Annotated in this window: 2 protein-coding genes; both read right to left on the bottom strand. The window is 46.0% G+C overall.

Annotation, left to right across the window (positions count from 1 at the left end):
* Positions 1-101 precede the first annotated feature (101 nt).
* Positions 102-734, bottom strand: coding sequence for a cation diffusion facilitator family transporter (locus SVU69_13760; GenBank protein MDY6944063.1), 633 nt, complete (start codon positions 732-734; stop codon positions 102-104).
* A 562-nt stretch (positions 735-1,296) separates the two neighbouring features.
* Positions 1,297-1,605: a hypothetical protein gene (locus SVU69_13755; protein MDY6944062.1), complete on the bottom strand. Its 309-nt coding sequence runs from the start codon at positions 1,603-1,605 to the stop codon at positions 1,297-1,299.
* Between the last annotated feature and the right edge of the window lie 353 nt (positions 1,606-1,958).

The following is a 1,958-nucleotide window of genomic DNA, read 5'->3' as shown; positions in this document are numbered from 1 at the left end:
GTGAACATCATCGACACCGGTAATATCTCCCATTGTTGCCATAACATTGGCTATGTCGATACCGGCTGGTACGGCGTCCATTAAAAGATTGGCTGCTCCGCTCATTGACTTGAGGGCAAATATATAGCATAGCTGGCAACAAGTATTGTGATAAGCGTGTCTATCCAGTACCACTGAAAAAGTATGATGAGGATACCGCCACACAATACGCCGATAGAAGCCAGCGCATCAAACAGGTTGTGCAGAAAAGCCGCATGTATATTGCTTGAGAAAGCGGCACCTTTGTGCGTAAGCCACACAGTCCATAAATCGACCGCCAACGCAAAAACAGTGACGGCAACCATAATCCACCCTTCTACCTCTCTTGGATAAAAAAAGCGCCCCAAAGCCTCTACAATAAGAAAGAGGCTAATCATGCACAAAGCGGTGAGCGAGACCAGCGCGGCCACATTCTCAGCCCTCTTATAACCGAAGGTTCTAGTAGAGTCGGCGGGGCGCTGGCCGATTTTCAATGCAAATAGAGCGAGGATAAGAATACAGGCATCACCGAAGTTATGCATGGCGTCAGCTATGACCGCAAGCGACCCGGCAAACAGACCGCCAATCACCTGGACGCCAGTTAAGGACATATTGGCGGTTACAGCATAAACAAGAGCTTTCTCACTAGTATGTGCAGGATCAAAATGATGGTGTGAATGTAGATGTTTATGATCATTGTGATCGGGACGGTGCATGCGGGAATTTTCCTCTCTATTCTATCAAAGAGCTATGTGTACGAAGTGATATGCACTATGGGAAGGGCATGTCTATTTAAAATTAAATTTCAATATACGAAAAAAAAAGCAGGGAGGAAAGGAGGCAGTTAGCAGTACATCGTATTGGCTCGACATAAAAAATAAATGAAAAGAGAGTGCGAAGTTTCAGGGAGGCAGCGGAGAAGGGGGGCGTAAGCAGAAAAGTAAAGCATATAAGCCCAGCTTGCTTGGCCGGGCTTATCTGCTTCATAAGCTAATTGCGGCGATACTTCCGTCCGCGCGCCGGTGGCCCGGTCCATCACTTCGTCCATCCAGTCCGGGATGCCGTTGCCGTCATTATCCGGCGAGGTTTCATCAAATCCCCGATCCGGATAGGGGGATTACCTTTGCCCCGGGTCTGAATCGGCAAACATATCCTCAAGCGAAGCAAATGACACATCAGCCACCATATCAAGCAGCGTTTCATCATTGCTCATCGCGATATGCAGATCGGCCAAATTCATTGTGCGGACAGAGGCTTTATTGTTGATGCCTGTTGTTTTTAGGCAGCGCTGACCGAATTTAAGGTCAGCAGGCTTTGCCAGTTCAGCAGACCTTGTCGTTTTTTGCAGGCGAGCTTATCCTGAACGGCAGCCATGTTCTCACAGGCCACCTTCGGCCACTTAACACATTGTGCAGCAGGCGCCGGATCAATAGTAACTTTATGCCACTTTGTCGTGCCGAGCATAGCTCGTTCCTGATGCGCGATCAGTACATCGACCTCGACATCGCTCAAGCGGCGACCACGATCCGCAATGGATTTATACTCCTGCGTTTGTCGTGATATATAGACATAGTAGACTTCTTTCATAATAACCCCACACATATTAAGAAAGATAAACATTATTTGCTGAATGATTGTTTTATATGACAAATGATGGTGTTTTGTCAAGAAAAAAACGAAATTTTATGTTGTTTTTCAGATACCTATAAAAAACATGTGTATAACTTGGTAAAATATGAAGTAGTGTGTATATAATTTATTAAGGTTGTGATGCTGCATGGCGCAATATAATTATCGCTTGGCATAAAAAGGTTGTCGCCGAGACAGATGTAGATGGCTGAGTTAGTATCAAGCATCGACACTGGAAGAATAGAAGCCGGGTTTAGGCTCTCAAGAGAGAGGATAAGATTAAAGCAAGGGGGTGAGGTGAGGTTCCTAAG

This window comes from Pseudomonadota bacterium, assembly GCA_034189865.1.
Lineage (GTDB): Bacteria > Pseudomonadota > Gammaproteobacteria > UBA5335 > UBA5335 > JAXHTV01.
The sequence above is the reverse complement of the archived record's forward strand: the minus strand, read 5'-3'. Positions and strand labels throughout refer to the sequence as shown.

Coding starts and splice junctions, on each gene's coding strand:
- SVU69_13760 (MDY6944063.1), bottom strand. CDS start 734: ATGCACCGTCCCGATCACAATGATCATAAACATCTACATTCACACCAT.
- SVU69_13755 (MDY6944062.1), bottom strand. CDS start 1,605: ATGAAAGAAGTCTACTATGTCTATATATCACGACAAACGCAGGAGTAT.